Origin of the sequence: Enterobacter sp. DNB-S2 (assembly GCF_019443845.1) — a bacterium.
Lineage (GTDB): Bacteria > Pseudomonadota > Gammaproteobacteria > Enterobacterales > Enterobacteriaceae > Enterobacter > Enterobacter asburiae_B.
This window is the reverse complement of the sequence record NZ_CP050520.1, coordinates 959,414-985,121: the sequence shown is the minus strand read 5'-3', so window position 1 is coordinate 985,121 and position 25,708 is coordinate 959,414. Positions and strand designations below refer to the sequence as shown.

Sequence of the window (25,708 nt, the reverse complement as noted above, 5' to 3'; positions counted from 1 at the left end):
GTGCAGTTTGCAGCATAAAATAACGGTACAAAGCGCCGAATAAATCACTACCGTTCAGGTTAAAATTCTGCTTATTTTTCGATCCATGTGTTTTCAAACTGCCCAACGCGTTGCCAAAAAACTAATCACCTGGTTAATGAGAATAAAAAGAGGAAGCCGCTGAGTGAATAAATTGAGTACACTGCCCCTACTCAATCTGATTTGGACAAGTGGCTAATGAAACTGACTATCGTGCGTCTGGTGACCTTTAGCGACCAGGATCATATCGACCTGGGCAAGATCTGGCCGGAATATTCCCCTTCGTCGCTGCGCGTTGATGAGACCCACCGCATTTATGCCGCGCGTTTTAACGAACGCCTGCTGGCAGCGGTTCGCGTAACCCTGAGCGGTACAGAGGGAGCGCTGGACTCGCTGCGCGTGCGTGACGTCACCCGTCGTCGCGGTGTGGGACAGTATTTAATTGAAGAAGTGATCCGCGAAAACCCGAGCGTGACCTCATGGTGGATGGCTGATGTGGGCGTGGAAGACCGCGGCGTGATGGCGGCGTTTATGCAGGCGTTAGGGTTTACGGCGCAGGAGAGCGGGTGGGAGAAGCGCTAAAAGAAAGCCGGGTGGCGGCTGCGCCTTACCCGGCCTACATTCTCCACTGTATTTTCCCAAGCATTTCGTGTTGCAGGAAGGCGGCAAGTTATGAAATCCCCGGGAGCTTACATAAGTAAGTGACCGGGGTTGAATAACGCAGCCAACGCACCTGCGGCGCGAAAGGCGACGGGAAAATTATTTGGCGTCTGTCGCCGTACCGTTAGCATGCCAGTCAAACACGCCGAACTCGAAGCCCTTCAGGTCGCCCTTCGCGTCCCAGGAGAGTGGTCCCATGACGGTCTCGACGGTATTCGCTTTCAGCCAGGTGGCAATCTCAGCCGGATCGGCTGACTGGTTCAGGCCCGCCTGCAGAGACTGCAGCGCCGCGTAGGTGGTCCAGACGAACGCGCCGCTTGGATCCTGTTTCTTCGCCTTGATGGCATCTACGATAGGTTTGTTCGCAGGGACCTGATCGTAGTTCTTCGGTTTGGTCACCAGCAGGCCTTCGGCTGATTCACCCGCAATGTTAGACAGGGAAACGTTCGCCACGCCTTCCGGGCCCATAAACTGGGTTTTCAGGCCCGCAGCGCGCGCCTGGCGCAGGATCTGGCCCATTTCCGGGTGGTAGCCACCGTAGTAAACGAAATCAATATTCTCTTTCTTCAGGCGCGCCACCAGGGTGGAGAAGTCTTTCTCACCGGCGGTGATCCCGTCGAAGAACACCACGTCGGCATTCGCTTTCTTGAGGTTATCCTGCACTGAACGCGCCAGACCTTCACCGTACTGCTGCTTGTCATGAACGATGGCAATGCGCTTCGGCTTCACTTTTTCAACGATGTATTTCGCCGCGGTTGGGCCCTGGTCAGAGTCCAGACCGGTGGTGCGCAGGGTCAGCTTGTAGCCGCGCGCGGTCAGCTCCGGTGCGGTCGCTGCCGGGGTGATCATCAGAATACCTTCGTCTTCGTAGATGTCAGACGCAGGCTGAGTCGAGGAAGAGCACAGGTGACCGATAACGTATTTGATCCCGTCGTTCACCACTTTGTTCGCGACCGCGACCGCTTGTTTCGGGTCACAGGCATCATCATATTTTACGATCTGCAGTTTTTCGCCCTTGATACCGCCCTTAGCATTAATGTCTGCAACCGCCTGTTCAGCGCCGGTAAATTCCTGGTCGCCGTACTGTGCTACCGGACCGGACATTGCGCCAACCACAGCCACCTTGATGTCTGCCTGTGCCATGGTGCTGAATGCCAACGCGATACATCCTGCCAGTAACGCTTTACCCTTCATGTTCATCCTGAGATTCCCCATTATTATGGTTATTACGATTGTTGTGATGTTGTTGTGCAGCGCTTTATGTCAGTTATAGGTGTGCTGTTCGCGCTTTTTCAGCATACTCTGCTAAAACATACCCGATTTTTATGATTTTGGAATAGCTAATTTGAAATGAATATATGATAAGCCCGGCAGGGATTTTCGCCGGGCATATGGCTTTAACGTGTCAGCGACGCGGAGATAATGTCCAGCGCTTTACGGAACTGCGCTTCAGGGATAGTCAGCGGATACAGGAAACGAATGACGTTGCCGTAGACGCCGCAGCTCAGAAGAAGCAGCCCTTCCTGCAACGCGCGCTCCTGCACCTGGCGGGTAAATTCCGGCGAAGGCTGGCCCGTTTGCGGGTCGTTAAACTCCACCGCCACCATCGATCCCTGCGCGCGAATATCAGCGATATACGGGCAGTGTTCTTTCGCCTTGTTCAGCACTTCCACCAGGTGATGGCCAAGATGCGCCGAGCGCGTGCAGAGATCCTCTTCATCAATCACGTCGAGCACGGCATGCGCCGCCGCAATCGCCAGCGGGTTCCCGGCGTAGGTACCGCCCAGCCCGCCCGGTGCAGGGGCGTCCATGACCTCCGCACGGCCAGAAACCGCTGAGAGCGGCATCCCGCCCGCCAGGCTTTTCGCCATGGTGATCATATCGGGCTTCACGCAGTGGTGTTCCATCGAGAACAGCTTGCCGGTACGGGCGAAGCCGCTTTGCACCTCGTCGGCAATCAGCAAAATACCGTGGGTGTCGCACAGGGCGCGCAGCGCCTGCATAAAATCAGCTGGCGCAATGTTGAAACCGCCCTCTCCCTGAACCGGTTCGAGAATAATGGCCGCGACCTGGTCGGGTGCGATATCCGCTTTAAAGATGCGTTCCAGGCTTTTCAACGCTTCCGCCGTGCTGACGCCGTGCAGTTCATTCGGATACTGCGCGTGATACACCGAACCGGGGAACGGGCCAAAGCCGAGCTTGTACGGCGCAACTTTTCCGGTCAGCGCCATGGTCATAAAGGTGCGGCCGTGGAACGCGCCGCCGAAGGTGATTAGGCCGGGACGTTTAGTGTACGCCCGGGCAATTTTGACCGCGTTTTCGACCGCCTCTGCCCCCGTGGAGAAGAACGCGGTTTTGGCCGGACCGTCAACGGGCACGCGCTGGTTGATGCGCTCGGCAAGCGCCACATAGCCTTCGTACGGCACAATCTGGTACGCAGTATGGGTAAACGCGTGGAGCTGTTTTTCAATCGCGGAAATGACTTTTGGATGGCGATGGCCGGTATTCAGCACCGCGATCCCGGCAGCGAAGTCGATGTACTCGTTGCCTTCCACGTCCCATACCGTGGCGTTTTCAGCTTTATCGGCATAGAAGTTACACATCACGCCGATGCCGCGCGGCGTCGCCTGTAAACGCCGGTCGTTCAGTTCGTTATTTTTCACCCTGTCCCCCTGAGAAAGTCGCCTGCTTAGCGCATCAGTAAGTGTTTGCCAGGGGGAGGGAATTCGCCAGAGCGGGCGCTAAAAAAACAAACCCCCCAGACTTTCATCCAGGGGTTCTCGGTGTACTTCGCGAAAATTAAGCTTCGATAGCGGCGCGAAGTTTTTTCATGGCGTTCTTTTCAAGCTGACGGACACGTTCCGCAGAAACGCCGTAGCGGTCGGCCAGCTCCTGCAGCGTGGACTTGTTGTCTTCGTCCAGCCAGCGGGCGCGGATAATATCCTGGCTACGTTCGTCGAGGCCTTCCATCGCATGGGTCAGCTTGTTCGCGGCCTGATCTTCCCAGTTATCCTCTTCGATGCCGTCAGCAAAGTTAGAGGTTTTATCCTGCAGATACAGAACCGGCGCCATCGGCTGGCTGTCAGATGCGTCGTCGTCGGAGGACATATCAAAGGTCATGTCCTGCGCGGCCATACGGGATTCCATCTCACGCACGTCTTTGCTGGTTACGCCCAGCTCGCGCGCCACCATTTCCACTTCATCCTGGTTGAACCAGCCCAGACGCTGCTTGGCTTTACGCAGGTTGAAGAACAGTTTGCGTTGCGCTTTTGTCGTGGCGACTTTCACGATACGCCAGTTGCGCAGCACGTATTCATGAATTTCTGCTTTGATCCAGTGCACAGCGAAGGAGACGAGTCGCACACCCACTTCCGGGTTAAAGCGACGCACAGCCTTCATCAGGCCGATGTTGCCTTCCTGAATCAAGTCCGCCTGCGGCAGGCCATAGCCCGCATAGTTACGAGCAATGTGAACAACAAAGCGCAGGTGAGACAGGATCAGCTTTTTCGCTGCTTCCAGATCGCCCTGGTAATGCAGCTTTTCAGCAAGCTCCTTTTCTTCCTCGGCCGTTAACATCGGCCAGGTGTTCGCAGCCCGGATATAAGATTCCAGGTTACCAACAGGGGCTAAAGCTAAAGTTTGCATTTCTTTGGTCATTCATTCCTCTCAATGTTTCTTCTGGTCCTGGTCGTCCCCGTCAGGCAACAACCATGCCAAAGCGTTTGAGCAACGAGATTAGCATTCACTCTTTTATCAGACAGTGATTTTATCCACAAGTTCCAGGTGCAACGGTGAATAAATTACGCACAAATTGTGACATGGAGATGATAACAGGGGAAGCGACAACAGGGACGCTTTCCCTGCAGAGCGAGCATCTCGGTGCAGGGAAAGATTATATCACGCTTTTATTAGTCGGGAGTAAAGTGACGTAAATGTTGAACGGTTGCCAGCCAGGCTGCCACCCACCCAATCATCGAACAAACCAGCAGCAGCAACAGGCACTCATCGAAGCCTAAGCCACTGATATCAAACTTCGTTCCGAAAACCTGCGCCACTTCAGTCACGGCAGAAGAGAGCCGCATCACCAAAATTTCTGACAATATCAGTGAAAGAAATGCACCGGAAAAACCGAGCAATGCGCCACCGTAAAGGAACGGTCGGAGGATGAAACCATCCGTCGCACCAATCAGTTTCTGCACGTTAATGGTATCGCGACGGGCAAAGATGCTCAGGCGCACGCTGTTGCCGATGACGAGGAAGACCGCCGCTACCATCAGCACGCCAATCATCGCCGCGACGCGTCCTACCAGCCCGGTCAGGGCAGCAAGGCGCGCAAACCAGCTGTCGTCCATGCGCACTTCATCAATGCCCTTAATGCGCGTGATGCGATCGCGCAGGGTGTTAAGCGAATCGGTCCCCTGGAAATCCAGCTTCGGGATCACCACCGCCACGGCGGGCAGCGGGTTCTCTTCGAGCATATCCAGCGCGCCGCCAAAACCAGACCAGTTACGGAACTCGCCCAGCGCGTCTTCACGGGAGAGATAGTTGACCTTCTCCACGCCCTGCTCGGCCTGGATTTGCCCGACCACCTGTGCCGCGGCGTTATCGTCGAGCGCTTTATCCATATAGACCGTGATCTGCGGAGACGGATAATACTGTGAGGCCGCCTGGTTGACGTTTTTATAGACCATATAGCAGACGCTTGGCAGCGTCAGGGAGATGGCGATCACCATCACCGTCAGGAACGTCGCCAGCGGTTTGCTTTTCAGGTCCTGCAGCGCGCCGTGGAAGGCGTAGCGCACCTGCTCGTTAAACACGTTGGTTTTACGGGAGGCCGGTTTTGGCGCGGCCTTCTGGCGCTTCGGCGCATTACGATTGCCGTCACCACCGCCCTGCGGCTTACGGAAACGGTCAAACCGGTTCCCGAACTGCCGAATCTGGTTTATTGCATCACGCTTATTCACCGTGGCCTCCGTGCAAATGCCCGTCGCTCAGGGTCAGCATGCGGTACGAACGACGGGAAATGAGCCCGATGTCGTGCGTCGCCATCAATACGGTGACTCCTACGCGGTTAAATTCCTCAAACAGACGCAAAATCCCTTCGGACAGGGCATCGTCCAGGTTACCGGTTGGTTCATCCGCCAGCAGTACGGCAGGCTTGTTCACCACCGCGCGGGCGATGCCCACGCGCTGCTGTTCACCGCCGGAGAGCTGGATCGGGAAGTTCTTCGCTTTGTCCAGCAGCCCGACCTTATCCAGCGCCGCAGAAACGCGGCGGCGGATATCGTCATAGCTGGCGCCGGCAATAATCAGCGGAATGGCCACGTTATCGAAAACGGTGCGATCCATCAGCAGGTGGTGATCCTGGAAAATCATGCCGATCTGACGACGCAGGAACGGCACTTCGCGGTTTTTCAGGCGGCTGATCTCATGGCCGCCGAAAAAGATTTTCCCGGCGCTTGGCCGCTCGATCCCACAGATAAGCTTGAGCAGGGTACTTTTCCCCGCGCCGGAATGGCCGGTCAGGAATGCCATCTCGCCCGGCTGCAGGTGGAATGTCACCCCCTGCAGCGCTTGTCTCCCACCGAGATAGGCCTTGCTGACGTGTTCAAAGCGAATCATTGTTAGTCCTCTCGGGCAAATAATGCCTCAATAAAGTCGTCCGCCTTAAACGGACGCAAATCCTCAATACGCTCGCCCACACCGATGTAACGGATAGGAATACCGAACTGATCGGCCACGGAGAAGATCACCCCGCCTTTCGCGGTGCCGTCCAGCTTGGTCAGCGCGATCCCCGTCAGTCCTACCGCTTCATTGAACAGCTTCGCCTGGCTAATGGCGTTCTGTCCGGTGCTGGCATCAATGGTCAGCATAATTTCATGCGGCGCGTCTTCGTCCAGCTTCTTCATGACGCGAACGATTTTCTTCAACTCTTCCATCAGGTGCGATTTGTTCTGCAAACGCCCTGCGGTATCGGCAATCAGCACGTCCACGTTGCGCGCCTTCGCCGCCTGGATGGCGTCGAAGATCACGGACGCGGAGTCCGCGCCGGTATGCTGGGCAATCACCGGAATGTTGTTGCGCTGGCCCCAAACCTGCAGCTGCTCAACCGCTGCCGCGCGGAAGGTATCGCCCGCCGCCAGCATCACCGATTTGCCCTGCTGCTCGAACTGACGCGCCAGCTTGCCGATGGTGGTAGTTTTACCCACGCCGTTCACGCCGACCATCAGAATAACAAATGGCGTTTTGCCTTCAATATTAAGCGGTTCGTCAACTTTTGCGAGAATTTCACCCATCTCGTCTTTCAGCAAACCGTACAGCGCTTCGGCGTCGCGCAGCTGTTTGCGGCTCGCCCCTTCTGTCAGATTGGCGATGATCTTACGGGTGGTTTCCACGCCGACGTCCGCAATCAGCAGCTGTTCTTCCAGCTCTTCAAAGAGATCGTCGTCGATCTTCTTGCCGCGGAACAGACTGATAAATCCGGAACCTAAGTTTTCTTTGGTTTTGAGCAGGCTGCGCTTCAGGCGCGCGAAGAAACCTTCTTTGGTCGGTTTTTCCTGCTCCTGGACGCTCTCTTCTTCGGCCTGCTCTTCTACCGGCACGACGATGACCGCTTCTTCCGCGGCTTCTGCCGCCAGCGCCTGGGCTTCCAGCTCTTCATCGGTCAGCTCTGGCTCGAGTGCCGCTTCTTCTTCCACCGCCTCAACAATTTCAACGGTTTCCGCTTCGGCCTGCCACTCTTCGGCAGAAACCTCTTCGGCTTTCACCTCTTCCGGCAGCGGCAGCTCTTCGTGTTCGATAACGGCCTGCGGCGCTTCGGCAAGGGCCTCAATGACAACCGGCTCTGGCTTCTCGCTCTCCTGAACCTGTTCCGTGACCTCAACCACCTCTTCAGCAAAGGATTCAATCTCTTCTTTGCTGTGCGCCGTTTCTTCCGCTTCGACAACCGCGGCGGTTTCTACAGGCGTTTCAGGCTGTGACTGCTCTTCAACGGCTTGTTGCTCTTCGGTTTTCTGTTCTGTTTCTTGCTCTTTTTCACCGAAGCCCAGCCAGGAAAAGAAGCCACGTTTTTTTTGTTTTGCCATCTGCGACTACACTCCTCGCGGCGCTATATACATGGAAGCTAAAAAAATGATGAAATAGTCTAACACTTTACTTAATTGACATCACCGCCCGCAATCGCAGGCCAATTGTTAACAGAGCTTTCCTGAGATGAAGAAACCCAACCGCGCCCCGGCCGGTCAAATTCGTATTATCGGCGGTCAGTGGCGAGGCCGGAAATTACCGGTGCCGGACAGCCCCGGTTTACGCCCTACTACTGACCGCGTGCGCGAGACGCTGTTTAACTGGCTGGCCCCGTCAATGGTAGACGCCCACTGCCTGGACTGCTTCGCCGGAAGCGGCGCGCTCGGCCTGGAAGCGCTGTCGCGCTATGCCGCCAGCGCCACGCTGCTGGAGATGGAGCGCGGCGTTGCGCAGACGCTGCAGCAAAATCTGGCGACGCTGAAGGCGGGCAACGCCAAAGTCGTGAACACCAATACGCTGAGTTTTCTTGCGCAGAAAGGCACGCCGCATAACGTGGTGTTTGTCGATCCGCCGTTCCGCAAGGGGCTGCTGGAAGAGACGTTATCCCTGCTTGAGCAAAACGGCTGGCTGGCGGATGACGCGCTAATTTATGTTGAAAGCGAAGTGGAAAACGGTTTACCGCCGGTTCCCGCCCACTGGGATCTGCACCGCGAAAAGGTCGCCGGCCAGGTCGCTTATCGTCTTTATCACCGTCAGGCACAAGGAGGCTCCGATGCCGGTACTGATTAACCTGGGACGTTTGCTGATGCTGGGCGTCTGGGCGTTTTTAATTCTCAACCTGGTACACCCCTTCCCGCGCCCGATGAATATTTTCGTTAACGTCGCGCTGATTTTCACGTCGTTTATGCACGCCCTGCAGATGGTGATGCTGAAAAACGGCCTGCCGAAAGACGGCCCGCAGATGACGGGCTGGCAGCAGCTGCGCGTGTTTATTTTCGGCGTGTTTGAACTGCTGGTGTGGATGAAGAAGTTTAAGGCGCAGGTGAAGAAGTAAGGCGCGGCCTGATGCCCTCACCCTAACCCTCTCCCACAGGGAGAGGGGACCGTTCGTGCATTATTCCGTCCTGAACCCTTCAAACCGCGTCCCTTTGTAGCTCAACGTCCCTTTCTCCCCCACCGTCAGCTGATGGTACTGCTGCGCCTCCAGGCGGAAGGTCATCTCCAGGCCGCCCGTTTCCGGCTTAAAGCTCGCTTCATAGCGCATGCTGGTTCCCGCAGGCGTCACCTGCTGCTGGCGCGAGCGGCGGTCGTTGAGGGGCTTCTCACGCTTGTTCGTCACCACCACGCGCTTTTGCATCAGCGGTGCGGCATCGTTATCCGCCTTCTCGCGGCGCTGCTGCACGAAACGGAACGAGGCGGCAATGACGATAATCGCCACCACGATAATGAAAAAAAGCGGCATCTTGCTCATTCTAAAATCCCATAAGATTATGCGGAATTCAGGATACCTTGCCTTCCCCGCCATTGCCAAACGCCCGCCCGCGTCACTACACTGGATCAGAAACTGATTATTCAGACTTAACAGATACAGGGAGTTAATATGCTTTGGTCATTTATCGCTGTCTGTTTTTCCGCATGGCTTTATGTCGATGCATCGTACCGCGGTCCCACCTGGCAGCGCTGGTTGTTTAAACCGGTCACGCTGTTGCTCCTACTGCTGCTGGCCTGGCAAGCGCCGATGTTCAACGCCGTCAGCTATCTGGTGCTCGCCGGGCTGTGTGCATCCCTGATAGGCGATGCCTTAACCCTGCTGCCGCGACAGCGCCTGCTGTACGCCGTTGGGGCGTTCTTCCTCTCCCATCTGCTGTATACCATCTACTTTGCCAGCCAGATGACGCTCTCCTTCTTCTGGCCGCTGCCGCTGGTACTGCTGGTGATTGGCGCCCTGCTGATTGCGGTGATCTGGTCACGACTGGAAGAGATGCGTTTGCCGGTCTGTACGTTTATCGCCATGACGCTGGTGATGGTGTGGCTGGCAGGTGAACTGTGGTTCTTCCGTCCGACCGCTCCGGCGATGTCCGCGTTCTTCGGCGCCGCGCTGCTGCTGATCGGGAATGTCGTCTGGCTGGGCAGCCACTATCGCCGCCGCTTCCGGGCGGATAACGCGATAGCCTCCGCGTGTTACTTTGCCGGGCATTTCTTGATTGTGCGTTCGCTGTATATCTAAATAGCGCTTGACTCTGGAGTCGACTCCAGAGTGTATGCTGCGGTTAATGAGAAAATTATCATTGCCGGAGACTGCCATGTCGACTCCAGAAATACCAAAAAAAGTCCCTCAATTCTCGGCACTTAAGCTCAGCCCGGCTCCGTCGAAAGACGACTGCTGCTGCGAAGGCGCGTGCGAAACGCCAACTCAACCCCTTCCTGAAAGCGGCAACCGCTACAGCTGGGTCGTCAACGGCATGGACTGCGCGGCCTGCGCCCGCAAGGTGGAAAACGCCGTCAAGCAGGTGCCGGGCGTGAGCCACGTTCAGGTGCTGTTTGCCACCGAAAAGCTGCTGGTCAGCGCCGATAACGACGTCAGCAAGCAGGTTGAAGCTGCCGTCAGCCAGGCGGGCTATACCCTGCGCAGCGAAACGGCGCCCGTTGAAAAAGCCTCCTCCCTGAAAGAAAACCTGCCGCTCATTACCCTCATCATCATGATGGCCCTGAGCTGGGGGCTGGAGCAGATTAACCATCCGTTCGGCAATCTGGCGTTTATCGCCACCACGCTGGTCGGCCTGTTCCCGATTGCCCGTCAGGCGCTGCGCCTGATGAAAAGCGGCAGCTGGTTTGCCATCGAAACGCTGATGAGCGTGGCGGCGATCGGCGCGCTGTTCATTGGCGCGACGGCAGAAGCGGCGATGGTGCTGCTGCTGTTCTTAATCGGCGAACGCCTTGAGGGCTGGGCGGCGAGCCGGGCGCGTAAAGGGGTCAGCGCGCTGATGGCGCTGAAGCCGGAAACTGCCACTCGCGTGATAAACGGCACGCGTGAAACGGTCGCCATCAATACGCTGCGCCCGGGCGACGTGATTGAGGTGGCCGCAGGGGGGCGTCTGCCTGCCGACGGCGCGCTGCTTACCGCCACCGCGAGCTTTGATGAAAGCGCCCTGACCGGGGAATCCATTCCGGTAGAGCGCGCCGCGGGTGAAAAAGTGCCTGCTGGCGCCACCAGCGTCGACCGTCTGGTGCAGCTCACCGTGCTTTCCGAGCCGGGCGACAGCGCCATCGACCGTATCCTGAAGCTGATTGAAGAGGCCGAAGAGCGCCGCGCGCCGGTCGAACGCTTTATCGATCGCTTCAGCCGGATTTATACCCCTGCCATCATGCTGGTTGCCCTGCTGGTCACCGTCGTCCCGCCGCTGTTCTTTGGCGCCCCGTGGGAGGGCTGGATTTATAAAGGGCTGACGCTGCTGCTGATTGGCTGCCCGTGCGCGCTGGTGATTTCCACCCCGGCGGCGATTACCTCAGGTCTGGCGGCGGCGGCGCGGCGCGGCGCGCTGATTAAGGGCGGCGCGGCGCTGGAGCAGCTGAGCCAGGTTCAGCATATCGCCTTCGATAAAACCGGTACGCTGACCGTGGGCAAGCCGCAGGTGACCGGCGTGTATCCTCAGGAAACCAGTGAAGATGAGCTGCTTACACTGGCCGCCGCCGTTGAACAGGGGTCCACTCACCCGCTGGCGCAGGCGATTGTGCGAGAAGCGCAGTCGCGCGGGCTGAATATCCCTCCGGCAACCGCCCAGCGGGCGCTGGTCGGGTCAGGGATTGAGGCCACCGTTGACGGTAAAAATGTGCTGATTGTCGCGGCAGGCAAGTCTTCCAGTCCAGAGGTTGAGGCGTTAGAACAGACCGGACAAACCGTCGTGAGCGTTATGCAGGACGGCGTGGCGAAGGGAATGCTGGCGCTGCGCGATACCCTGCGCGATGACGCCAAAGAAGCCGTAGCGGCGCTGCACAAGCTGGGCGTGCAGGGCGTTATTCTTACCGGTGATAACCCTCGCGCGGCGGCAGCGATTGCCGGTGAGCTGGGGCTGGAGTTTAAAGCCGGACTGTTGCCTGCGGATAAGGTCAGCGCCGTGACGGCGCTGAACGCCCGCGCGCCGCTGGCGATGGTCGGTGACGGGATTAACGATGCCCCGGCGATGAAAGCGTCCACCATTGGTATTGCAATGGGCAGTGGTACCGACGTGGCGCTGGAAACGGCCGACGCGGCGCTGACCCACAACCGCCTGACCGGGCTGGCGCAGACGATCGCCCTGGCGCGCGCGACGCGGGCCAACATCCGTCAGAACATCGGCATTGCGCTCGGGCTGAAAGGGATTTTCCTGGTGACGACCCTGCTCGGCATGACCGGATTGTGGCTGGCGGTGCTGGCGGATACCGGGGCAACGGTGCTGGTGACGGCGAACGCGCTCCGGCTGCTGCGTCGCCGGTAAAAAAAGCCCGGTGGCGCTAACGCTTACCGGGCCTCCATGTCCTGTTAACTCATCGGTCGGGTAAGGCGAAGCCGCCACCCGACTTTTTTATAAGAAATAGCTCATCGCCAGGCCTAAAAACAGCACCAGACCGACGTAGTTGTTGTTCATAAACGCTTTAAAACAGGCGTCACGCTCACGCTTCGCAATCAGCTTTTGCTGGTACGCAAACAGCAGTCCCGCCACCAGCACGGACCAGTAAAACTCCCAGTTCAGCCCGTTCAGGCGACCGATCGCGACCATCAGCGCCAGTACCGCGACCTGCAGGATACCGATAATCAGCTTGTCCTGACGACCAAAGAGGATGGCGGTGGATTTGATGCCAATTTTCAGGTCATCGTCGCGGTCTACCATCGCGTATTGCGTGTCATACGCCACCGCCCAGAGAATGTTCGCCAGGAACATCAGCCAGCAGCTGAGCGGTAAGGACTCACTAACCGCCGCAAACGCCATCGGAATCGACCAGCCAAACGCCGCGCCCAGCACCACCTGAGGCAGGTGGGTATAGCGCTTCATAAAGGGATATACCCAGGCCAACGCCAGCGCCGCAACGGAAAGCAGAATGGTCATGGTGTTGAGGGTTAACACCAGCAGGAAAGAGAGCAGCACCAGAACAATGAACAGCACGCGGGCTTCTTTCCCGGTGACCTGCCCGCTGGGTAACGGACGTCCGGCAGTACGCTTAACATGACCGTCGAATTTACGATCGGCATAGTCATTCACCACGCAGCCCGCCGCGCGCATCAGCCAGACGCCGGCAACGAACACGGCCAGGATCCACAGCGGCGGCACGCCCGGCGTGGCGAGCCACAGCGCCCACAGGGTCGGCCACAGCAGCAGTAACGCGCCAATGGGTTTATCGGTACGCATTAAGCGGTGATACGCCAACAGCTTATTCTGCGTCAGGCTCCACTCCATTTTTTCTTCCTCTTAGTACAACGGTGATGCCGGTAAAAAAAGCTCCGTCAGAATTAACGGTTTACCGCTCAGGCGAAGGCGGGAACGACGCCCCCAGAGTTCGGCATCACGACCAATCTCAATAAAATCCCGGGTAAGCTCAGACGAGGTGAAAAGGTAGCGCCCCAGCGGCGTTTTCCCCAGACGTTGCAGCGCGAGCTCTGGCCCGGAAAGGGTGGACTCGGGGACCACCGTCCGCCCGGCAAGCCACGGCTCACCATCAGCGCAGAGTAAAATTTCGCGCAGCCAGTAGCGTGGCTCTTGCGGCAGCAGCGGCAGCTCGCTGGCGATCTCATCGCCCGAGACAAACCCTTCCTGAATCAGGGTCACCGTGACCGTTTTACCCTGTTGCTCAAAACGTTTCGTCATTGAATCTTCCAGCAACAGCCAGTCCAGTTGCTGCGGATCAAGCGCAGGTATTTGGTCGAAATAGCGCAGCGCACGCAGTTGCGTTAGCGCAGGGTGTGACATGCCAGACTCTCCGATACATAACGTAATGGCATTGTATCGCAGAAACACGGATTGAGGGGGGCCAAACGTTATTTAACGATCACGATCGCAACATGGGCGCAACAGTCTGGCGGATACGAAAAAAAGTGCGCCCACTCAGGCGCACCAAACTACTAACAAATCAGCACTGTGGGGAAACGGTTACCCCTTGCCTTTTACACTGCTGATAAAGGTGGAACGGGCAGTGGTTGAACCTAAACGTTCGGCTTCATCAAGCAGTTTCAGCGCTTTATCGACATCGCCGCGCTTCACCGCCTGCTTAATGGCGTTGTTGAAGTACTCTTCGGTGTCGTTCAGTACCGGCTCGGCTTTCTTCACCGGGGCAGGCGCTGCGGTCGCTACCGGTGCGGCTGCCGTGGCAGCTGGCGCGGTATAGGCAGGAGCAGCTGTGTTACCTACAGTGACAGGGCCGGAACCGGAAGAGCCAAACAGCGGGCCGACCAGCACGCTTGAACCGCTGTTCGTTTTCACCTTCAGCTTTAACGTTCCGTCGGTGACGTGACGAGCAATCGGGTCTGGAATATCAGGAATCGCGTTACCGGTACCTTTTGCGTAGGCTTTAGCCGGATCGAGCAACGTGGTGGTCTTCTGAAGATCTTGCTCAGTGGTAAAGACCAGGACGTAGAGTTTTTGCTGGCCCAGCGCTGGCGTAAGGCGCATGACGCCTTCCAGACGGTCGGCGCTCATCACGCCGGGCTCCTGATACGTAAAGTATTCACTTGGGAAAAAGGCAGATGGCGTCATGTTCTGATCGAGAATTAACACGTTTGGTGCAAATACACTCGTCTGCTTATTAACTTCACTGGTCAAGGTAATGGCCAGTTCACCAATATTGGCGGGTACGCTATACGCAGCGACAGGGCCGGTAATACCCGGAACATTAAGTGACTGACCAGCCGTTGAGAGCTGGGTGGTCTGGGTTTTAGACTGATCGACAGGGGTCCAGACAAGCTGTTGCAATGCCGCTGTCGGAATGGCTGGCGCGGATGTTGTGTTTTGCGGAACGAAATTGACGTTAGCGAGCGTTACAGCAGGCGCGCTTGCCAGCAGCCCTGCGGTTAAACAAAGGGCAAGGAGAGTTTTGTTCATTTTCATTGTTATCACCTCAAAATGCACAGGTCAGCGGTAGCCAGGCAATAGCGCGCCGTCCCAAGGATTGAGGGGCTTGCGCCCCTCAGTTTGGTCATTACGTCAGGTTAAGACGGGATTACCACCAGATTTCCATCTGGGCGCCGAAGGACCACTCATCGTTGTCGCCGCGGCTGAAGCTTTTCGCAGTGGTATCGCTATAGGCCATGCCTGGGGTGTAACCCGCAACGGAGTTTTTACCTGAAGGCGCATAACCCCATTTCTCATCCCACTTGGCATAGGTGGCGAAGACGCGGATTGCTGGACGTGACCAGATGCTGTCGCCAGCCTGCCACTGTTGTGCCAGGGTGATTTTATACTGGTTGTTGGTTTCGCCAGTTTCCTGAGATTTGACGTTGTCGTAGCCCACTTCAAGCAGAGTGCTCATGATAGGCGTCCATTTGTACATAGGACGAACGCCTACGGTCCACCATTTCGTACCGTTGTTGTTATCCCAGTTGATATCCTGGTACATACCGACGTACATCAGATCCCAGCTATCGCCCAGCGAGATAGCACCGTGGTCAAGTACGCGCCACAGGTGCCCGTTGTTGTTGATGCCGTAGTTGATATCGTCAGTGGTGCCAATGTTCGAACCTTGCGACAGACCTTTACCCTGAGAGGTCATAGAGTCAGTTGCATATTGCAGAACGAATTTGTTGTAGCCTTTCAGCATGCTCTGCGTGTGTTCAGCGGTGAACATCCAGCCATCTTTAGATGCGCCGTCGATCAGGTGATAATCATCACGTGGGTTTGCACGGCCGTAATCAGCCCCCAGCTCCAGGGTACCGCCCGGGTTAATTTCCATCTGGGCTAAACGCACGTCAAAGACATCGTTTGCCGTGCGAGTGGTGTAGTCATAAACGCTGTTGCTGGCGAAGGATGAAGAACCGCCGGCTTCAGAAGAACGGGTTGCAGCCAGAGAGAGCTTACCAAAACCTACGTCGATGTTTTCAAGACCTGCACCAGGACCTGAAATATCCCAGTAGTAGAAGTCGATCATGTGGACGTCATGACGCTGATAGAAGCGCTTACCGGCCCAGATAGTCGAACCTGGCAGCCACTCAATCAGGTTTTTACCCTGCACGTTGGCTTCACGGAACGCCGGGTCAGTGGCCTCCCAGTCGTTCTGTTGCGCCACGGAATACGCGACGTTGGTGTCGAAGTAGAAGCTCTTATCGCCTTCTTTCCACACTTCCTGGCCCAGTTTCAGTTCCGCATAGGTTTCACATTCGTTACCGAGACGGTATTTACTTTGAGCACCGGTTGCCTGGAAGCACTGTTGTTCGCCGCCACTACCCGTCCAGCCGATACCGGAACGAGCATAACCATGGAAATCCACGGCCATTGCCTGAGCAGACATTACGCCCGCTGCGACGGCAACTGCCAGAGGAAGTTTGCGCAGAGTAATCATCATTCTATCTCCTGAGATCATTGCTTTTCTTTGAACACTTCACCTGTCGGTTTCGTGTCTTCTTTTGGGATTGCTTAAACGCCTGGCTCTTTGTGCAACCGACGACATGCAGTGCCATCCTCACGGAACAGATGGCAACGCTCTGGCGGCAAGCCGATAGCGAATGTGGCACCCTCTTCTACCAACACCACGTCGTTCTGGCGGTAGACCAGGTTCTGACGGATGGCGGGGATCTGGATATGAATCTGTGTTTCGTGACCAAGCTGTTCGACGACCTGAACGTCACCTTCCAGGGTCACATCAGCGATGTGGCTCGGCAGCAGGTGCTCAGGACGAATACCGAGGGACATGTTTGCCCCGACCTGTACGTTGGCGCTGTCGACCGGCAGCCAGACCTGCTGGCGGTTTGGCAGCTCCACCTGTACCTGTTCAATGGCTGTCGCGGTCACTTTGACGGGCAGGAAGTTCATCTTTGGCGAGCCAATGAAGCCCGCAACAAAGCGGTCTGCCGGGTAGTGGTACAGCTCCAGCGGTTTACCCACCTGCGCCACGCGGCCGGCATCCAGCACCACGATTTTGTCGGCGAGGGTCATCGCTTCCACCTGATCGTGGGTGACGTAAATCATCGTGCGGCCAAGACGCTTGTGCAGACGGGAGATTTCAATACGCATCTGGACGCGCAGGGCGGCATCCAGGTTAGAAAGAGGTTCATCGAGCAGGAACACGCGCGGTTCGGCCACCAGCGTACGGCCAATCGCCACACGCTGACGCTGACCACCGGAAAGCGCTTTTGGTTTACGCTCCAGCAGGTGGGCCAGCTGTAACACTTCCGCCACCTGCGTCACGCGCTGGTTAATGACCTCTTTCTTCGCGCCGGCCAGCTTCAGGCCAAAGGACATATTTTCGGCAACGGAAAGGTGTGGATAGAGTGCATAAGACTGGAACACCATACCGACGCCACGTTCGGCAGGCGGGATGTCGTTCATTCGGGTATCACCAATCAGCAGGTCGCCGCTGGTAATCGTTTCAAGACCGGCAATCATACGCAGCAGAGTAGATTTACCACAGCCTGATGGGCCAACAAACACCACGAATTCGCCTTCGTTGATGTCCAGATTGATGTCTTTCGACACCACAACGTCACCCCAGGCTTTCGTTACATTACGCAGCTGTACGCTCGCCATGCCCTTCTCCCTTCGTTACAACCTGTCACCGACAGAAACATTCAAGATAAGTTCACTATGGGGTATCCATTACTTTCCCGAATCCTCCACCCCCCGCCTTTTTTATGGGGGAGGAGGCGGGAGGATGAGGGAGCAGGCTCTGCGACCGCCATGGGCGGGCTGAGGCAAAATTCGTGAAGCCGCCTGCAAAATTCGGTGGGTTTTTATGTGCGCCAGCACTCATAACTTAAATTTATGCAACGGAGATCACACAAACGGGGGGTGGGGCGTAGGGGTTGGGAGGATGGAAAGAGGATGTCAAATAAGGAGACTGAGACACGTTGAACCACTGAAGTCATACCATGAGACATCACCAAAAAGGATGGCAGCTATGAATATCAAGACTGGCGCACGCGTTTTCGCATTGTCCGCCCTCGCAGCAATGATGATTTCCGCACCGGCGCTCGCCAAAATTGAAGAAGGCAAACTGGTTATCTGGATTAACGGCGACAAGGGCTATAACGGCCTGGCCGAAGTGGGCAAAAAATTCGAAAAAGATACCGGCATCAAAGTTACCGTAGAACACCCTGACAAGCTGGAAGAGAAGTTCCCGCAGGTTGCAGCAACCGGCGACGGCCCGGACATCATCTTCTGGGCGCATGACCGTTTCGGGGGTTACGCGCAGTCTGGCCTGCTGGCAGAAGTGACGCCAGATAAAGCCTTCCAGGACAAACTGTTCCCGTTCACCTGGGATGCCGTTCGCTATAACGGCAAGCTGATCGCTTACCCTATCGCGGTTGAAGCCCTGTCTCTGATTTACAACAAAGACCTGGTACCAAACCCACCGAAAACCTGGGAAGAGATCCCGAAACTGGATAAAGAGCTGAAGGCGAAAGGTAAATCCGCGCTGATGTTCAACCTGCAAGAGCCGTACTTCACCTGGCCGCTGATTGCTGCCGACGGCGGTTACGCGTTCAAGTTTGAAAACGGCAAATATGACGTGAAAGACGTGGGCGTGGACAACGCGGGCGCGAAAGCGGGTCTGACCTTCCTGGTGGATCTGATCAAGAACAAACACATGAACGCGGATACTGACTACTCCATCGCGGAAGCGGCGTTCAACAAAGGCGAAACCGCGATGACCATCAACGGTCCGTGGGCCTGGACCAACATCGACAAGAGCAAAGTCAACTACGGCGTGACGCTGTTGCCAACCTTCAAAGGCAAGCCGTCTAAACCGTTCGTTGGCGTGCTGAGCGCGGGCATCAACGCCGCCAGCCCGAACAAAGAGCTGGCGAAAGAGTTCCTGGAAAACTACCTGCTGACCGATCAGGGTCTGGATGAAGTGAACAAGGACAAACCGCTGGGCGCCGTCGCGCTGAAATCCTTCCAGGATCAGCTGGCGAAAGATCCACGTATCGCGGCCACCATGGATAACGCCCAGAAAGGCGAAATCATGCCGAACATCCCACAGATGGCTGCGTTCTGGTACGCCACGCGTACCGCGGTCATCAACGCTGCAAGCGGTCGTCAGACTGTCGATGCCGCGCTGAAAGATGCTCAGGGTCGTATTACTAAGTAATGACGTAGTCCCCTCTCCCTTCGGGAGAGGGTTAGGGTAAGGGTTGGCGCTATCCGCACGCCCTCACCCCGGCCCTCTCCCCCAGGAGAGGGAGAAAAGATCAAACGTTGTAGAGGAAAAACCCCATGGATGTCATTAAAAAGAAACGCTGGTGGCAAAGCGACGCGCTGAAGTGGTCAGCGATCGGTCTGCTGTGTCTGCTGGTGGGTTACCTTGTTGTTTTAATGTACGTACAAGGGGAATATCTGTTTGCCATCATGACGCTGATTTTAAGCTCTGCTGGCCTGTATATTTTCGCTAATCGTAAAGCCTATGCCTGGCGCTATGTTTACCCGGGCGTGGCCGGGATGGGGCTGTTTGTCCTGTTCCCGCTGATTTGTACCATCGCCATTGCGTTTACCAACTACAGCAGCACCAACCAGCTTGCGCAGGAACGCGCGCAGCAGGTCCTGCTGGATCGCTCATATCAGGCAGGCAAGACCTTTAACTTCGGCCTGTATCCTGCCGGTAACGAGTGGAAGTTAGCGCTTACTGACGAAGCAAGCAGCAAATACTATGTCTCCGACGCGTTCAAATTTGGCGGCGAGCAGAAGCTGGCCTTAAAAGAGGCACAGGCCCTGCCGGAAGGTGAACGTGCCAACCTGCGCGTTATTACCCAGAATCGTCAGGCGCTGACACAGCTCACCGCCGTGCTGCCAGACGAAAGCAAGGTGACCATGAGCTCGCTGCGCCAGTTCTCCGGCACGCAGCCGCTGTATACCCTGGCGGACGACGGCACGCTGACCAACAACCAGAGCGGCGTGAAATATCGTCCGAATAACGACATTGGTTTCTATCAGTCCATTACTGCCGACGGCAAATGGGGTGATGACAAGCTCAGCCCGGGCTATACCGTCACCATCGGCTGGGACAACTTTACCCGCGTGTTTACCGATGAAGGCATTCAGAAACCGTTCTTCGCCATCTTCGTCTGGACGGTGGTCTTCTCGGTGCTGACGGTGATCCTGACCGTGGCTGTGGGCATGGTGCTGGCCTGTCTGGTCCAGTGGGAATCCCTGAAAGGCAAAGCGATTTACCGCGTGCTGCTGATCCTGCCGTATGCCGTACCGTCGTTTATCTCGATTCTGATTTTCAAAGGGCTTTTTAACCAGAGCTTCGGTGAAATCAACATGATGCTGAGCGCCCTGTTCGGCATCAAACCGGCCTGGTTCAGCGACCCGACCACCGCTCGCTCGATGATTATCATCGTGAACACCTGGCTCGGTTATCCGTACATGATGATCCTGTGCATGGGCCTGCTGAAGGCTATCCCGGACGATCTGTACGAAGCCTCGGCGATGGACGGCGCGGGCCCATTCCAGAACTTCTTTAAAATTACGCTGCCGCTGCTCATTAAGCCGCTGACGCCGCTGATGATTGCCAGCTTCGCCTTTAACTTTAACAACTTCGTGCTGATTCAGCTGTTGACCAACGGCGGCCCGGACCGCCTTGGCACCACGACGCCAGCAGGCTATACCGACCTGCTCGTGAGCTACACCTACCGTATCGCCTTCGAAGGCGGCGGCGGCCAGGACTTCGGTCTGGCGGCAGCGATTGCCACCCTGATCTTCCTGCTGGTAGGCGCTCTGGCGATTGTGAACCTGAAAGCCACACGTATGAAATTTGATTAAGGAGGGCATCAATCATGGCAATGGTACAACCCAAATCTCAGAAGTTGCGCCTCCTGGCGACGCACTTAGGCCTGCTGATTTTCATCGCGGCGATCATGTTCCCGCTGCTGATGGTTATCGCCATCTCCCTGCGTTCGGGTAACTTCGCGACGGGGAGCCTGATCCCGGACGAAATCTCCTGGGAGCACTGGAGGCTCGCGCTGGGCTTCAGCGTGGAACACGCGGATGGCCGCGTCACGCCGCCGCCGTTCCCGGTCCTGCTGTGGCTGTGGAACTCGGTGAAAATCGCAGGTATTACCGCCATTGGTATCGTGGCGCTTTCCACCACCTGTGCTTATGCCTTCGCCCGCATGCGTTTCCCGGGCAAAGCGACGCTGCTGAAAGGGATGCTGATTTTCCAGATGTTCCCGGCCGTACTGTCGCTGGTGGCGTTGTATGCCCTGTTTGACCGTCTGGGCCAGTACGTACCGTTTATCGGCCTGAACACCCACGGCGGCGTGATCTTCGCCTATCTTGGCGGTATCGCACTGCATGTGTGGACCATCAAAGGCTATTTCGAAACTATCGACGGCTCGCTGGAAGAAGCGGCCGCGCTGGATGGCGCAACCCCGTGGCAGGCGTTCCGCCTGGTGCTGCTGCCGCTGTCGGTGCCGATTCTGGCGGTAGTGTTTATCCTGTCGTTTATCGCTGCGATCACCGAAGTACCGGTTGCCTCACTGTTACTGCGTGATGTGAACAGCTACACCCTGGCCGTAGGTATGCAGCAATACCTCAACCCGCAAAACTACCTGTGGGGCGACTTTGCCGCGGCGGCCGTACTTTCCGCCATCCCGATTACCGTGGTGTTCCTGCTGGCGCAGCGCTGGCTGGTCAACGGCCTGACGGCGGGCGGTGTGAAAGGTTAAGTTTCATTTTGTTATGCCACTGCAACCCTCAACTTTAGACGTATTGTATTGACCCAACTTGTGACTGTTGTTAGGCGCTCTTCGGAGCGCCATTTTTTTATTCGCGTTTCAGCCGCTTCGAGTTGCACAGCCAGAGGGTGATCACCAGCAGCAGGATCGCCGCCGAGTAGATCAGCACGTCGAGCGGGGACTTATGATCGACGATGATCAGCCGCACTATCGCAGTGATCCCAATGTAGACAAAATAACGCAGCGGAAAGTGAAAGCCGGACTGAAAGTACTTCACAATCAGGGCGATAAATTCAAAGTAGAGAAAGTAGACCACCAGGCCTTCCACCAGCGCATATTTGCTGGTTTGTTCAGGGGCGAACAGTACATCCGCAAGATGCACCGTCTCTTTACCCAAAAAGACGACCAGTATCAGGCCAAGGCTCAACAGACCGAGGTTCAGCACGGTCTGGAGGATAGTTGAGATAAACTCAACGCGCGGGCGAGTCAGGGATGTCATACAGCACCTCATTCTCCAGGGCGAGGTTCCTGTATAACGCAAAAATGTGACGGGGATCTATATTTTTTGTTTATGTTTTGTCCGCATGAGCATTCTTGCCGGGCGGCACTGCGTTTGCCCGGCCTACAAAAACACTAACTTAGGCCGGTAAGCGCAGCGCCACCGGGCAAAGAAGCATCAGCGGAAGTTAATGTTCTTATCGCTCGTCATGTCATACAGCTGGAACTTACGTCCAAGCTGCTGACCCCCGTCACGCGTCAGCGGCGTCCAGCCCACTGCCGCACGGCTGCGGGTTGGGCCTGACGAGAACAGATCCAGCGGAATCGACACGTAGACCCCTTTGGTGAAGTCCCCTTCCCCGTACTCGTCCGGCGAAACGTTGGTGATAGTGGCGTAGCCACCCACCACGACGCCGCTGTCGAAGTGTTTAGAGATGTCCAGCGTACCGCCCTTATCGCCCGCCAGGTACTGGCCGACGCTGGCTTTCACCAGCACGTCAGGGGCGAACGACGGCGTCCAGTAGGCGGTCAGATGGCCCGTTTTGACGCTGTAGTCGGTGAATTTCATCATGTCCTGCGCGCTGCGCCAGTCACGCTGTTTGACGTAGTTGGCATCCACCCCGAACGCCCAGTTACTGTCGACAGGACGATAAAGCACTTCCGCCCCCGCGCCGCCGTACATGGTTTCCAGATACCCGCCGTACACCTGGCCGTAGAAGCCGTTGCCGAAGTACTGGAAGTAGTTGGCCTGCAGGTTATTCACGTAGGCATCGTTTTGTACGTACTCACGCACGCGGGTACGCACGCGCGGCAGCGCCGAGTCTTTTGGCGGGTTGGTGTAGTTGAACTTGTCGTAGTTATTGGCGATGTTGCCGAACAGGCTGCCGGTGGTCAGCAGGTGGTCGGTGAGCCACAGATCCGCCGTCGCCATGACCCCCAGCTGATACATGTAGAAGTTTTCAGGCCCGCCCACGGACTGGTTCAGCACCGGATCGATATGGAAATCGAAGCGCGATTTGTCGATATACCAGCCCTGCTCGGTGGTTTCCGGCACGATAGGCTCTACGCGTTTTTGCACCAGCTCGGTTTCATGCCCGAGCGGCTCGCCTTCCAGATGGCGCTTGAGGCTGGCAACGTCCGTTTCGGTTGTGACCTGCGGCAGGTTGAGACGGTTCTCCGTCACGCGGATCGTGCGGATCCCTTCCGGCAGATCGTTCATAACGATCCGGTTAGCGCGTTCGATCCCTTCGCGCGAGTCGCGGTATTTCACCTGCTCGCCGGTCACGTACAGCGTATCGCCTTTCACCTGAATTTTCGGATCCGCCAGGCCGGCATTGTATTTCAGCAGCGTCAGCTGGTTTGCCACCACGGAGTGCTGCAGAATCGCATCCTGCGGCTCCGGCTGGTATGCAGGGCGCGCGTTATCATTGTAGTGCGGCCGCATGTCGTTAAAGTTGGTGCGCAGCGTGAAGCCAAACATCACCGTATTGCCGCGCTCGTAGCTGAGGTTAACGTCGGCCCAGTCGGTGACGCGATAAATGGCGCCGACGTTAAACTTGCTCTTCTGCTCAATCTTTCCGGCGAAGTCCTGCGAGTAGTCATTCCCCTCATATTCCAGCTTCAGGCGTAATGGCTGCCAGGGCGTTTGATACTCCACGCCGCCAAACAGCGATGCCGGACCGTGGAACATCTGGTCTCCGTTGATGGAGCCCGCTTTCTTATAGCTGTTATCGCGGTAGCAGTATTTATCGCTGTAGGAGCAAAACGGGTTTTTCACGTTTCCGCTGGTGCCGAGATAGCCCCATCCCAGACCGAGCGAGAAGTCGAACGGCCCCCAGGCTTTACTGGCCACGATGTATTCCGCATCAAACAGACCGGTACCACCGATATCTTTGGCGCCCACGGACACCTGCGGCATCCAGTAGCTCTCTTCCCACAGGCGCAGCTTGACGTCGAAGGCTTTATCTTTGTAAGTCTGATCGCCGGAGAACGCCTCTACGCTGCTGTACTGTTTCGTACGCACGTCGGTATAGCGCAGCGTGGTTTCAAGCCACGGGAACAGCTGCACCGAGGCGGAGTAGTAGCGATACTGGTCGTTATCACGGTAGTTAAGGCTAATTTCCCCTTCGCGCGCCATACGCGCGGTGGGCGTTTGCAGTAAACCGACGCCGCCGAAGTCTGACTGAGACGGGCCAATGGGTGCCGGATACGTTTCTGCATGGCAGGCGGCACTCACGCAGAGCGCCAGCATGCTGTAAAGATAGGTTCTTTTCATTATTCCGGTATCCGCTGAATCAGGGAGTGAAGGATATCGGCGTTAAGCCCGTCATACGCCTTCGTCCAGAAATGGTCGGCAAAACCGACAAAAATGATGCTGCCCGGCATAGGTTCGATATGCCGTTTATTCCAGTAAGCGACGGGGGCTTTTTGTGTGTGCCCGTCAGGGTAAACCACCCAGGCGTAGCTGTTATCGGCACCGCTCAGCAGGCTCTGCTCGTCGAGGTAGCTCGCCACGTCACGACCGGGCGTGAAGGGCTTTTTACCCGGGCTGCTGATAAGCCCCATTACGGTCACCGTCGTCGGCTTCTCCGGCAGCCAGAGCGTATACTCCCCTTCAAGCGTGGGATTGCCCTTTTCCGTGACGCGCACTTCGTCGGGATCAAGGTTCACGTTCTGACGGCCCGTCACCTTCAGCGCCTGCAGCTGCTGGCGAACGCTGTTAATCGCCGCCGCGTCGTCGCCATCTTCCTGCTCCGCTAATCCCGTCAGCCTGGCAAGAAGCGCCTTGTGCTGTTGTTCCGCTTCAGCCGTCTTCTGCCGCTCAGCGATCACTGCCCCCGGCCACCAGCTGTTGGCGAGCCTTGGCTGTCCGACGAGATCGAGCAGATGCTCAGCGTGGGTTAAGGTTTTGGGTTTTTCACTGTCCGGCGTGTAGACCTTCACCGTCCCTGCGGACCATGCCAGCGGCGCGGCAAGGCTGGCGATAAGCGCAACGTGGATGAGCGTTTTCATGATTTCGCCGCCTTGATCAGGGTGGTTTTCACCGGGAAGAATCCGGCACCGAGATACTGCAGGGACTGGCGGATCTGCCCTTCCTCGTCGATCCAGAAGCGGTTGTGCCAGGTGGCCTGGTCGGTAGTGACTTCTTCATCCAGCACGCGAACCTGCGTTTCGTCACTGCCGACTTTCACGCTGTCCGTGCCGTCCCAGCGGAAGGTCGAGCGTGCCGTGGCGTAACGCACCTGCTTATGTTCGGTCCAGCCCATCGTGCGCGTCCAGCTTGCGCCTTCGGCGATCTGGTTCGGCTTGATCAGCGGATCGGCAGCGATGTTATTCACCTCCAGCAGGTTGTCGCCGCCCAACAGGGTTTTCACGATACGACCATGCTGCGTCACGATGGTGGCCTGATCCTGCGTCACCCATTTCTGCTGCCCGTTTTCATCGAAAGCGAGCACCACAAACAGCTGCGGGCCATCGTTAAGCTGCATGTACTGACTGGCATAGGGCATGTTTTGAAGTTCGTCATCGGTCAAATGCACGCCCGGTGTGCCGAACATGCTTTCCCACAGTGAGTTTCCCAGCCCTTTGGTGGTGGCCGAGCACGCCTGCAGCAGCAGGCAAATCAGAATGATTGCAGGTCGCTTCACGACTCTT

Annotated in this window: 24 protein-coding genes; 8 read left to right on the top strand and 16 right to left on the bottom strand. The window is 56.8% G+C overall.

Annotation, left to right across the window (positions count from 1 at the left end; translation table 11 throughout):
* The first annotated feature begins 216 nt into the window (after window positions 1-216).
* Window positions 217-600: an aspartate 1-decarboxylase autocleavage activator PanM gene (gene panM / locus HB664_RS04680; RefSeq protein ID WP_023334145.1), complete on the top strand. Its 384-nt coding sequence runs from the start codon at window positions 217-219 to the stop codon at window positions 598-600.
* Window positions 601-777: 177 nt separating this feature from the next.
* Here the strand turns inward: panM and livJ are convergent, their stop codons facing one another.
* The 6 genes from livJ to ftsY form a co-directional block, all read right to left on the bottom strand.
* The gene (gene livJ / locus HB664_RS04675) at window positions 778-1,878 is read right to left on the bottom strand and encodes a branched chain amino acid ABC transporter substrate-binding protein LivJ (RefSeq protein ID WP_072163886.1); all 1,101 of its coding nucleotides are present in this window, start codon (window positions 1,876-1,878) and stop codon (window positions 778-780) included.
* 197 nt (window positions 1,879-2,075) lie between these two features.
* Entirely contained in the window at window positions 2,076-3,341 is a 1,266-nt protein-coding gene (locus HB664_RS04670; protein WP_087823777.1) for a 4-aminobutyrate--2-oxoglutarate transaminase, read from the bottom strand.
* 136 nt (window positions 3,342-3,477) lie between these two features.
* Window positions 3,478-4,335 (bottom strand): RNA polymerase sigma factor RpoH, encoded by an 858-nt coding sequence (gene rpoH, locus HB664_RS04665; RefSeq protein ID WP_023310018.1) that lies wholly within the window; start codon window positions 4,333-4,335, stop codon window positions 3,478-3,480.
* Window positions 4,336-4,586: 251 nt separating this feature from the next.
* On the bottom strand, window positions 4,587-5,642 hold the full coding sequence (gene ftsX, locus HB664_RS04660; protein ID WP_032662628.1) for a permease-like cell division protein FtsX: 1,056 nt from the start codon (window positions 5,640-5,642) through the stop codon (window positions 4,587-4,589).
* Window positions 5,635-6,300: a cell division ATP-binding protein FtsE gene (gene ftsE / locus HB664_RS04655; protein ID WP_025758973.1), complete on the bottom strand. Its 666-nt coding sequence runs from the start codon at window positions 6,298-6,300 to the stop codon at window positions 5,635-5,637. The genes ftsX and ftsE overlap by 8 nt, the downstream gene beginning before the upstream one ends.
* A 2-nt stretch (window positions 6,301-6,302) precedes the next feature.
* A complete protein-coding gene (gene ftsY / locus HB664_RS04650) occupies window positions 6,303-7,763 on the bottom strand; it encodes a signal recognition particle-docking protein FtsY (protein WP_047059433.1) in 1,461 nt (486 codons plus the stop codon).
* A gap of 127 nt (window positions 7,764-7,890) precedes the next feature.
* Between ftsY and rsmD the strand changes: the two genes are divergently transcribed.
* Window positions 7,891-8,493: a 16S rRNA (guanine(966)-N(2))-methyltransferase gene (gene rsmD / locus HB664_RS04645; RefSeq protein ID WP_024906689.1), complete on the top strand. Its 603-nt coding sequence runs from the start codon at window positions 7,891-7,893 to the stop codon at window positions 8,491-8,493.
* Window positions 8,477-8,758, top strand: coding sequence for a DUF1145 family protein (locus HB664_RS04640; RefSeq protein ID WP_010436509.1), 282 nt, complete (start codon window positions 8,477-8,479; stop codon window positions 8,756-8,758). The genes rsmD and HB664_RS04640 overlap by 17 nt, the downstream gene beginning before the upstream one ends.
* A 60-nt stretch (window positions 8,759-8,818) precedes the next feature.
* Here the strand turns inward: HB664_RS04640 and HB664_RS04635 are convergent, their stop codons facing one another.
* Window positions 8,819-9,175 carry a DUF2500 domain-containing protein gene (locus HB664_RS04635; RefSeq protein ID WP_219940412.1) on the bottom strand — a complete coding sequence of 119 codons (357 nt, stop codon included), beginning with the start codon at window positions 9,173-9,175 and terminating at the stop codon, window positions 8,819-8,821.
* A 129-nt stretch (window positions 9,176-9,304) separates the two neighbouring features.
* On the opposite strand from HB664_RS04635, the gene HB664_RS04630 reads away from it, so the two are divergent.
* Entirely contained in the window at window positions 9,305-9,931 is a 627-nt protein-coding gene (locus tag HB664_RS04630; RefSeq protein WP_029741976.1) for a lysoplasmalogenase, read from the top strand.
* Window positions 9,932-10,007: 76 nt separating this feature from the next.
* Window positions 10,008-12,179, top strand: coding sequence for a Zn(II)/Cd(II)/Pb(II) translocating P-type ATPase ZntA (zntA, locus tag HB664_RS04625; protein ID WP_219940411.1), 2,172 nt, complete (start codon window positions 10,008-10,010; stop codon window positions 12,177-12,179).
* 87 nt (window positions 12,180-12,266) lie between these two features.
* Here zntA and ubiA read toward each other — a convergent pair whose 3' ends face one another.
* The 5 genes from ubiA to malK form a co-directional block, all read right to left on the bottom strand.
* Complete coding sequence (gene ubiA, locus HB664_RS04620; RefSeq protein WP_032662636.1) at window positions 12,267-13,136, bottom strand: 4-hydroxybenzoate octaprenyltransferase; 870 nt, start codon at window positions 13,134-13,136, stop codon at window positions 12,267-12,269.
* Between the two features lie 12 nt (window positions 13,137-13,148).
* Entirely contained in the window at window positions 13,149-13,646 is a 498-nt protein-coding gene (gene ubiC / locus HB664_RS04615; RefSeq protein WP_023334136.1) for a chorismate lyase, read from the bottom strand.
* A gap of 180 nt (window positions 13,647-13,826) precedes the next feature.
* Window positions 13,827-14,780 carry a maltose operon protein MalM gene (malM, locus tag HB664_RS04610; RefSeq protein ID WP_033144386.1) on the bottom strand — a complete coding sequence of 318 codons (954 nt, stop codon included), beginning with the start codon at window positions 14,778-14,780 and terminating at the stop codon, window positions 13,827-13,829.
* 112 nt (window positions 14,781-14,892) lie between these two features.
* The gene (locus HB664_RS04605) at window positions 14,893-16,230 is read right to left on the bottom strand and encodes a maltoporin (RefSeq protein WP_072210885.1); all 1,338 of its coding nucleotides are present in this window, start codon (window positions 16,228-16,230) and stop codon (window positions 14,893-14,895) included.
* Between the two features lie 71 nt (window positions 16,231-16,301).
* The gene (gene malK, locus HB664_RS04600) at window positions 16,302-17,411 is read right to left on the bottom strand and encodes a maltose/maltodextrin ABC transporter ATP-binding protein MalK (RefSeq protein WP_023310005.1); all 1,110 of its coding nucleotides are present in this window, start codon (window positions 17,409-17,411) and stop codon (window positions 16,302-16,304) included.
* A 370-nt stretch (window positions 17,412-17,781) separates the two neighbouring features.
* Here malK and malE point away from each other — a divergent pair, with 370 nt between their 5' ends.
* From malE to malG, 3 genes are all read left to right on the top strand, one after another.
* Complete coding sequence (malE, locus tag HB664_RS04595; RefSeq protein ID WP_039264157.1) at window positions 17,782-18,972, top strand: maltose/maltodextrin ABC transporter substrate-binding protein MalE; 1,191 nt, start codon at window positions 17,782-17,784, stop codon at window positions 18,970-18,972.
* A 125-nt stretch (window positions 18,973-19,097) separates the two neighbouring features.
* Window positions 19,098-20,642 (top strand): maltose ABC transporter permease MalF, encoded by a 1,545-nt coding sequence (gene malF / locus HB664_RS04590; protein WP_029740622.1) that lies wholly within the window; start codon window positions 19,098-19,100, stop codon window positions 20,640-20,642.
* A 14-nt stretch (window positions 20,643-20,656) separates the two neighbouring features.
* Window positions 20,657-21,547, top strand: coding sequence for a maltose ABC transporter permease MalG (gene malG / locus HB664_RS04585; RefSeq protein ID WP_033144383.1), 891 nt, complete (start codon window positions 20,657-20,659; stop codon window positions 21,545-21,547).
* 97 nt (window positions 21,548-21,644) lie between these two features.
* On the opposite strand, the gene psiE is transcribed toward malG, so the two are convergent.
* The 4 genes from psiE to HB664_RS04565 all read right to left on the bottom strand — a co-directional run bounded on the left by psiE (window position 21,645) and on the right by HB664_RS04565 (window position 25,701).
* On the bottom strand, window positions 21,645-22,055 hold the full coding sequence (gene psiE, locus HB664_RS04580; RefSeq protein WP_000202963.1) for a phosphate-starvation-inducible protein PsiE: 411 nt from the start codon (window positions 22,053-22,055) through the stop codon (window positions 21,645-21,647).
* 177 nt (window positions 22,056-22,232) lie between these two features.
* Window positions 22,233-24,329 carry a YjbH domain-containing protein gene (locus tag HB664_RS04575; protein ID WP_039264160.1) on the bottom strand — a complete coding sequence of 699 codons (2,097 nt, stop codon included), beginning with the start codon at window positions 24,327-24,329 and terminating at the stop codon, window positions 22,233-22,235.
* Window positions 24,329-25,066 (bottom strand): capsule biosynthesis GfcC D2 domain-containing protein, encoded by a 738-nt coding sequence (locus HB664_RS04570; RefSeq protein WP_023309999.1) that lies wholly within the window; start codon window positions 25,064-25,066, stop codon window positions 24,329-24,331. The genes HB664_RS04575 and HB664_RS04570 overlap by 1 nt, the downstream gene beginning before the upstream one ends.
* Window positions 25,063-25,701, bottom strand: a complete 639-nt coding sequence (locus tag HB664_RS04565; protein ID WP_219940410.1) for a YjbF family lipoprotein — start codon at window positions 25,699-25,701, stop codon at window positions 25,063-25,065. The genes HB664_RS04570 and HB664_RS04565 overlap by 4 nt, the downstream gene beginning before the upstream one ends.
* Window positions 25,702-25,708 lie beyond the last annotated feature (7 nt).

Excerpts from the sequence above, each read along its gene's own strand:
- ubiC (WP_023334136.1), bottom strand. The coding sequence starts at position 13,646 with ATGTCACACCCTGCGCTAACGCAACTGCGTGCGCTGCGCTATTTCGAC.
- ftsY (WP_047059433.1), bottom strand. The coding sequence starts at position 7,763 with ATGGCAAAACAAAAAAAACGTGGCTTCTTTTCCTGGCTGGGCTTCGGT.
- HB664_RS04570 (WP_023309999.1), bottom strand. The coding sequence starts at position 25,066 with ATGAAAACGCTCATCCACGTTGCGCTTATCGCCAGCCTTGCCGCGCCG.
- rpoH (WP_023310018.1), bottom strand. The coding sequence starts at position 4,335 with ATGACCAAAGAAATGCAAACTTTAGCTTTAGCCCCTGTTGGTAACCTG.
- ubiA (WP_032662636.1), bottom strand. The coding sequence starts at position 13,136 with ATGGAGTGGAGCCTGACGCAGAATAAGCTGTTGGCGTATCACCGCTTA.
- HB664_RS04635 (WP_219940412.1), bottom strand. The coding sequence starts at position 9,175 with ATGAGCAAGATGCCGCTTTTTTTCATTATCGTGGTGGCGATTATCGTC.
- psiE (WP_000202963.1), bottom strand. The coding sequence starts at position 22,055 with ATGACATCCCTGACTCGCCCGCGCGTTGAGTTTATCTCAACTATCCTC.
- rsmD (WP_024906689.1), top strand. The coding sequence starts at position 7,891 with ATGAAGAAACCCAACCGCGCCCCGGCCGGTCAAATTCGTATTATCGGC.
- ftsE (WP_025758973.1), bottom strand. The coding sequence starts at position 6,300 with ATGATTCGCTTTGAACACGTCAGCAAGGCCTATCTCGGTGGGAGACAA.
- livJ (WP_072163886.1), bottom strand. The coding sequence starts at position 1,878 with ATGAACATGAAGGGTAAAGCGTTACTGGCAGGATGTATCGCGTTGGCA.
- malF (WP_029740622.1), top strand. The coding sequence starts at position 19,098 with ATGGATGTCATTAAAAAGAAACGCTGGTGGCAAAGCGACGCGCTGAAG.
- panM (WP_023334145.1), top strand. The coding sequence starts at position 217 with ATGAAACTGACTATCGTGCGTCTGGTGACCTTTAGCGACCAGGATCAT.
- HB664_RS04630 (WP_029741976.1), top strand. The coding sequence starts at position 9,305 with ATGCTTTGGTCATTTATCGCTGTCTGTTTTTCCGCATGGCTTTATGTC.
- HB664_RS04605 (WP_072210885.1), bottom strand. The coding sequence starts at position 16,230 with ATGATGATTACTCTGCGCAAACTTCCTCTGGCAGTTGCCGTCGCAGCG.
- zntA (WP_219940411.1), top strand. The coding sequence starts at position 10,008 with ATGTCGACTCCAGAAATACCAAAAAAAGTCCCTCAATTCTCGGCACTT.
- malG (WP_033144383.1), top strand. The coding sequence starts at position 20,657 with ATGGCAATGGTACAACCCAAATCTCAGAAGTTGCGCCTCCTGGCGACG.
- malE (WP_039264157.1), top strand. The coding sequence starts at position 17,782 with ATGAATATCAAGACTGGCGCACGCGTTTTCGCATTGTCCGCCCTCGCA.
- HB664_RS04640 (WP_010436509.1), top strand. The coding sequence starts at position 8,477 with ATGCCGGTACTGATTAACCTGGGACGTTTGCTGATGCTGGGCGTCTGG.
- malM (WP_033144386.1), bottom strand. The coding sequence starts at position 14,780 with ATGAAAATGAACAAAACTCTCCTTGCCCTTTGTTTAACCGCAGGGCTG.
- HB664_RS04575 (WP_039264160.1), bottom strand. The coding sequence starts at position 24,329 with ATGAAAAGAACCTATCTTTACAGCATGCTGGCGCTCTGCGTGAGTGCC.
- malK (WP_023310005.1), bottom strand. The coding sequence starts at position 17,411 with ATGGCGAGCGTACAGCTGCGTAATGTAACGAAAGCCTGGGGTGACGTT.